7 protein-coding genes are annotated in these 6,149 nt (G+C 65.8%); 1 reads left to right on the top strand and 6 read right to left on the bottom strand.

Annotated features, from left to right (window positions below; all coding sequences use genetic code 11):
- Positions 1-317: hypothetical protein (locus tag JJT62_RS18975; protein WP_210340607.1), on the bottom strand; the 317-nt coding region annotated here is incomplete at its 3' end.
- Between the two features lie 11 nt (positions 318-328).
- Here JJT62_RS18975 and JJT62_RS09445 point away from each other — a divergent pair.
- Positions 329-2,368, top strand: a complete 2,040-nt coding sequence (locus JJT62_RS09445; RefSeq protein WP_202072450.1) for a M23 family metallopeptidase — start codon at positions 329-331, stop codon at positions 2,366-2,368.
- Here JJT62_RS09445 and JJT62_RS09440 read toward each other — a convergent pair whose 3' ends face one another.
- From JJT62_RS09440 to aroA, 5 genes are all read right to left on the bottom strand, one after another.
- The gene (locus JJT62_RS09440) at positions 2,369-2,626 is read right to left on the bottom strand and encodes a phosphopantetheine-binding protein (RefSeq protein ID WP_202072449.1); all 258 of its coding nucleotides are present in this window, start codon (positions 2,624-2,626) and stop codon (positions 2,369-2,371) included. It lies immediately after the preceding gene.
- A 20-nt stretch (positions 2,627-2,646) separates the two neighbouring features.
- The gene (locus JJT62_RS09435) at positions 2,647-2,919 is read right to left on the bottom strand and encodes a phosphopantetheine-binding protein (RefSeq protein WP_202072448.1); all 273 of its coding nucleotides are present in this window, start codon (positions 2,917-2,919) and stop codon (positions 2,647-2,649) included.
- Between the two features lie 117 nt (positions 2,920-3,036).
- A complete protein-coding gene (gene gluQRS / locus JJT62_RS09430; RefSeq protein ID WP_202072447.1) occupies positions 3,037-3,930 on the bottom strand; it encodes a tRNA glutamyl-Q(34) synthetase GluQRS in 894 nt (297 codons plus the stop codon).
- A gap of 154 nt (positions 3,931-4,084) precedes the next feature.
- Positions 4,085-4,717, bottom strand: a complete 633-nt coding sequence (gene cmk / locus JJT62_RS09425) for a (d)CMP kinase (protein ID WP_202072446.1) — start codon at positions 4,715-4,717, stop codon at positions 4,085-4,087.
- Entirely contained in the window at positions 4,714-6,054 is a 1,341-nt protein-coding gene (gene aroA / locus JJT62_RS09420; RefSeq protein ID WP_202072443.1) for a 3-phosphoshikimate 1-carboxyvinyltransferase, read from the bottom strand. Before aroA ends, cmk begins: the two co-directional genes overlap by 4 nt.
- Positions 6,055-6,149: the final 95 nt, after the last annotated feature.

Here is a 6,149-nt window from a genome sequence, read left to right as displayed (position 1 = left end):
ACCGCATCCGCTGCAACCGTTGGCAGCGCCGCCGTCGATGAATGCGTTATACGGATCGACCCTCGAGGTGTCAACGCTCGTTCGAAAAACTTTCGCACTTTTGTCGCATGGTCGCCGAAGGCCCCGGTTCTCTTGGGATCGACCGGTGGATAACTTTTTCGAGCGATGCCCGAGGGCGCGCCGTAAATGAGCCATAATGCGAAGGCTTCGTCGTCATGTAATATGCGTGCTTCGTACGTCAGCGCCAGGAAACCGGGAGCGGTCAGGATGACGACGCACGCCCCGCATATCGCCCCTGAAAAGTTCTGAAAGGCCACGGCTCCGCTTCATGGGATTGCAATTCAACAGCCGCCTCGCCTCCGCCTCTGCGAGCCCAGACTGGCTCGAACTCGGCGAGGAACCTGCGATCGAAGTCGACGGGCGCCGCCATACAGCCGACGACCGGCGCCGCGTATCCGCCCGCTGGCTTTCCGGAACCGTTCTCACCGGCTTTTTCGGGGCGCTGCTGATCAGCGCCGCGGCCTATACGGCGCTCGACCAGCAGACACGCTTCGCCGAAGCGCCGCAGCGCGCGCAGCCGGCGCCACAGGTGGAGGCCGAAGGCACTTCGGTCAATCCGAAAAAGGGCGATCGCCTGATGCGCGCGGTCGACGTCGTGGCGGCCAAGCAAACATTCCGCGCCGCCACCACGTCGAAATCCGGCGACAAGGAAGTGGTGCGCACGCGCGCCTTCACCCATGTCGCCGCGACTCTCACGCTGGCGCCGACGAACTTCGCCGGCGAAGTGCCGCTCTATAATCCGCTCAAGCTGGCGAGCGATCCGCGCGCGCCCGAGACCAACGGCGAGTCCGACGTCGCCCTCGACGAAGCGGAAGTCTCTTTCGTCACCAGGGATCTTTCAGGGCTCGACATCCATTCGCAGAGCGCGCAGCTCTCGTTCGACGAGGCGCAGGCGCAGGTCAATGAGCAGGTGAAGAGTTCGCTCGCGGCGGGACCCAAGGCCGCCGCCCTGCCCCTCCCCGGCCAACTTCTGCTGTCGCGCACGAGCCGCGCCGCCGCCATGGACCCACAGGCCCTCGCCTACGCCGCGCCGGGGACGTCGCTCACCGCGCCTTTTTCGTCGATCGAAGTACGCATGGTGCCGGAAAATGTCACCATCGCGCCGCGCGACACGCCACAACCGACGCAGATGGAAGAAAAGCTGGCGATCGTGCGCCGCGGCGAGACGCTCGACGACATTCTCGCCGCCAACGGCGTGCCGAGGGCGCGTATGGCCGCGGTCGCGGCCGCCTATCGGGGCAAGCGCGATCCCGTTCGCGAAGGCCAGCGCGTGAAGCTGCTGTTCGCGGATTTCGACGGCTCGGGCAAAAATATGCAGCTCGCGCGCCTGTCCGTTTACAATGACGACGAGGTCGAATCGATCGTCGCCGCGAATGATCAAGGCGCCTTCGTGCAGACGCCGACGGCGCCCTCGGGCGGCGCACGACGCGCGTCGAAACGCGCGCCCGCAGATGATTTCGCCGATGGCGAGGACGACGATTCCGGCGCCATGCGGCTCTACAACTCGCTTTACGAGACCGCACTGAAACAGCAGATCCCCAAAACAGTGGTGGGCGAGCTGGTGCGCATTTTCGCAAATGATGTCGATCTGCAGCGCGGCGCGGCGGGCGGCGATTCCCTCGACGTCTTTTACGACGAGCCGGACGACGGCTCGGGACCAACGCGCGACTCCCTCCTCTATGCGTCGCTGACCACGCATAATGAGACCTATCGCTACTATCGCTTCCAGACCCAGGACGACGGGCTCGTCGATTATTACGACGAGAGCGGCCGCTCGAGCCGCAAATTCCTGGTGCGCAAGCCCATTTCGCTCGGCGAGACGCGCTCGGGCTTCGGCATGCGCCGCCACCCGATCCTCGGCTACTACAAGATGCACACGGGCGTCGATTGGGCGGCGCCGATCGGCACGCCGATTCTCGCCGCCGGCAATGGCACGGTGATCAAGGCGCAGTGGGACTCCGGCTATGGCCGCCGCGTCGAGATCCAGCACGCCAACGGCTACATCACGACCTACAATCACATGTCGGGCTTCGCGCGAGGCGTTTCGGAAGGCGTGCGCGTCAAGCAGGGACAAATCGTCGGCTTCCTCGGCTCGACGGGCCTCTCGACCGGCCCGCATCTCCATTACGAGGTCATGGTCAACGGCCATTTCGTCGATCCGATGCGCGTCAAGCTCGCCCGCACCCGCGAGATCGAAGGCCGCATGCTGGCGGATTTCAAGCGGGAGCGTGACCGGATCGACTCGTTGATGGCCAAGGCGCCCAACAGCAACAAGGTCGCCGCCCAGGGCGCCACGGCGAGCCGGTGATCAAGCCCCAGTGACCGGTGCGACGGATAGCGCGAGGCGGAGCGCCTGCTCGATCGATTCGAGCGATCGCATCGTCTCCCGCTTCATCGCATGGCGCGGAAATTGGACGCCGAACTCGCGCTCCAGCGCGAGCATGATCCGCACGGCGCAATAGGGCGTGAGCCCAGAGGCGAACAAATCGGCTTTTGGCGCCAGATCGGCGGCGGCGATGGGGAGCCGCCCCTCCCGATCGATAATGCGCCTGATGGTGGAAAACATTGCCCCTGTCTCCCGCTATTTTACGCGGCGCAGCGCGGCGTTTCGGCCGCTGGCGACGGGGTCTGCAGGCTGTCGATCGCATGAGCGATCGAGGCCATCGAGGCGGCGGTCTCGCGCGTCAACAACGCGCGTGTAAACTCGATCTTGAATTCGCGCTCGATGGCGACCAGCACGAGAACCGCCCCGAAAGGGGTCAGCCCGAGATCATAAAGATTGGCGTGCGGCGTGAGGCGCGCGGCCGGAACGGCGAGCTTTGTTTCCCGCTCGATAATGCGACGGATGGCTGCAAACATTGTTTTTCTCCTTGCCCCAAGAGAAACGCGATGAAGCCAATGTAGCTACAGGGGCGTTGGAGCGTCGTGCGGACGCGCACGTCGGGCGAAACGGCTGCAGCCGCAAACGCCGGGCGTCTAAAATCCGAGTTTTCGCCACACCTCCGCGGCGCTTACCCCGGCGTCCCTGAGCGCGCGCAGCGTGGTGGAACTGCGGCTCTTTGCGAGCTTCTCGCCAGCGTCGTCGAGAATCAGCTCATGATGAAAGTAGCGCGGCTCGGGCAGACGTAGCAGCTTCTGCAACAGGCGGTGCAGGCTTGTCGCGAAGAATAGATCACGCCCGCGCACCACGTCCGTCACGCCCTGCAGCGCATCGTCGACGACAACTGCAATGTGATAGCTGGCGGGCGTGTCCTTGCGCGCGAGCGCCACGTCGCCCCATTGCGCGGGGTCGGCGCGCATAAGTGAAAATCCTTCCTCTGCCTCGGGGGCCGTCGAATCGGGCGCACGCCCAGGGGCGCAGCGCTCCCGCCAAAAGAGCCCCTCCCCGGCCAGCGCCGCCGCTTTCCTCATGTCGAGCCGCAACGCGGAGCCGCCCTCGGCCAAAACCTCGCGCGCCGGGCGCCGGGGTTTGTCCCGGCAGGTTCCCGGATAAAGCGGCGCGCCGTCCGGATCGCGGGGCCAATCGGAATGCGCGGCGGCGAAGCGGCCGATGTCCGAGCGCTTGCAATCGCAGGCGTAAAGCAAGCCCATGGCGCCCAGCGACTCCAATGCCGCGGCATAATCCTCGAAATGCTCGGACTGGCGGCGTACGGGCCTTTCCCATTCGAGCCCGAGCCAGGCGAGATCTTCATGGATCGCCGCCTCGAACGCCGGCCGCGCGCGTCCCAGATCGATATCCTCGATGCGCAGCAGAAAACGGCCGCCGCAATCGCGCGCGAGAGTAAAATTGAGCAGAGCGGAATAGGCATGGCCAAGATGCAGATAGCCGTTTGGCGAGGGCGCGAAACGGAAGACCCGACGCTCACTCATGCTTCGCCTTTCCAGCGCCGATATCACCCAAATGGGTGATGACCCTTAGGCTTAGTGTTGATTACATCAGCGCCGTATTTCGAGACATTTTCATCGACGGGGAGGCCTTCGGGCCTCCCTTTTTCATTGGCGTTCTTCTTATCATCGACGCCTGTCACGCATTGCGCGCCCGCTCCGCAATCTCGAGCGCCACCGCAAATACTTGGTCGCGGTCGAGTTCACTGCTATCGAGCGTCACGGCGTCCGCCGCCGCCTTCAAGGGCGCGGCGCTGCGTTCGCTATCGCGGGCGTCGCGTTTGCGCACATCATCGAGAATCGCGTTGTAATCCACCTCTTCGCCGCGCCCGGCGAGCTCCAAAGCGCGGCGCTGGGCGCGCGTCTCGGGCGACGCCGTGACGAAAATCTTCACCCGCGCGGCCGGACAGATAACCGTGCCGATGTCGCGGCCGTCGAGCACGGCTCCCTCGGGCCGCGCGGCGAAAGCCCGCTGCATATCGACGAGCGCTGCGCGAACGGCCGGCATGGCGGCGACAACCGAGGCCGCCTCGCCCATATCGCGCGCCCGCAGGCGCGTCTCGTCGAAATCAGTCAGCGACAGCCCGCGCGCGGCCTCCACCGCCGCATCGACGTCGTCGAGCGGCAGGCCCTCGTCGAGCAGAGCGCAAGCGGTGGCGCGATAGAGCAGGCCCGTGTCGAGATGCGGCAGGCCGTAATGCGCGGCGAGCTTGCGGGCGAGCGTGCCCTTGCCGGAGGCCGCCGGCCCGTCGATGGCGATGATGAAGCTCACGCGAATCGCGCTCCCAGGCCTTCCATCAGCGCGCGAAAGGACGGGAAGCTCGTCGCGATCATGGTCTCGTCGTCGACTGTCACCTTGTTCTTCGCGGCCAAGCCCATGACGAGGAAACTCATGGCGATGCGATGGTCGAGATGCGTCTCGACCACGCCGCCGCCGGCCACAGCGCCGCCGCGCACGATGAGATCGTCGCCGATAATCTCGCAGTCGACGCCATTGGCCTTCAACCCGGCGGCGATGGCGGCGAGGCGGTCCGATTCCTTCACGCGCAATTCGGAGAGGCCGCGCATGCGCGTCTCGCCTCTGGCAAAGGCCGCGGCGACGGCGAGGATTGGATATTCGTCGATCATCGAGGGCGCGCGTTCGGCCGGCACGTCGACGCCGTTTAGGGCCGAATAGCGCGCGCGCACGTCGGCGACTTCCTCGCCGCCCTCCTCTCGCTTGTTGTCGAGAGAAATATCCGCGCCCATTTCGATGAGCGTTGTGAGCAGACCGCTACGCAGCGGATTGGTCATCACGCCTTCGACGACAATGTCGGAGCCGGGAACGATCAGCGCCGCGACTAGCGGAAAGGCGGCCGAAGACGGATCGGCCGGCACGCGCACGGGGCGCGCTATAAGCTCGGGGCGGCCTTCGAGCGTGATCTTGCGCCCATGCGGACCGTGCAGCTCGCTCGTCACCGTCGCGCCGAAATGGGCGAGCATTTTTTCGGTGTGGTCGCGCGACGCCTCGGCCTCGATCACCACGGTGCGGCCGGGCGAGTTGAGCCCGCAGAGCAGCACGGCCGACTTGATCTGCGCCGAGGCGACGGGGGTTTTATATTCCACCGGCAGCGGCTCGGCGGAGCCCTGCAAAACGAGCGGCAGACGGCCGCCTTCGGCCTGCTCCAAGAGCTGCGCGCCCTGGAGCGCCAGCGGATCGAGAATGCGCTTCATCGGACGCTTGCGCAGCGAAGCGTCGCCGTCGAACCGCGCGACGATCGGATGGCCGGCCACGACGCCCATCATCAGCCGCGAGCCGGTCCCGGCATTACCGAAATCGAGCGTCTCGGTCGGCTGCAAAAGCGAGCCGAGCCCCGCCCCCCACACGCTCCAGCTTCCCGGCGCATGCCGTACCACCTTGGCGCCGAGCTGGCGCGCCGCCTGCGCCGTGCGCAGCACGTCCTCGCCCTCCAAAAGTCCGTCGATCTTCGTCTCCCCCACGGCGAGAAGGCCAAATATCATGGCGCGATGCGAGACGGATTTGTCCCCGGGCGGCCGCACGCGGCCCGAGAGCGGGCCAGAAGCGACGGCGCTCAGCGGCGCAGCGGGAGCATGGGTGGCGGCGTCCAATGACGTGATCCTTAGCGAAGAATGCGGAACTGTCCCGCCGTCTTCTAGCCGGGCGGCCGCGCGATGTCATTCCCGTGAAAGCGGGAAAGTCCCGG

The organism is Methylocystis sp. Sn-Cys (assembly GCF_016745395.1).
GTDB lineage: Bacteria > Pseudomonadota > Alphaproteobacteria > Rhizobiales > Beijerinckiaceae > Methylocystis > Methylocystis iwaonis.
This window is presented reverse-complemented; position numbering and strand designations above follow the sequence as displayed.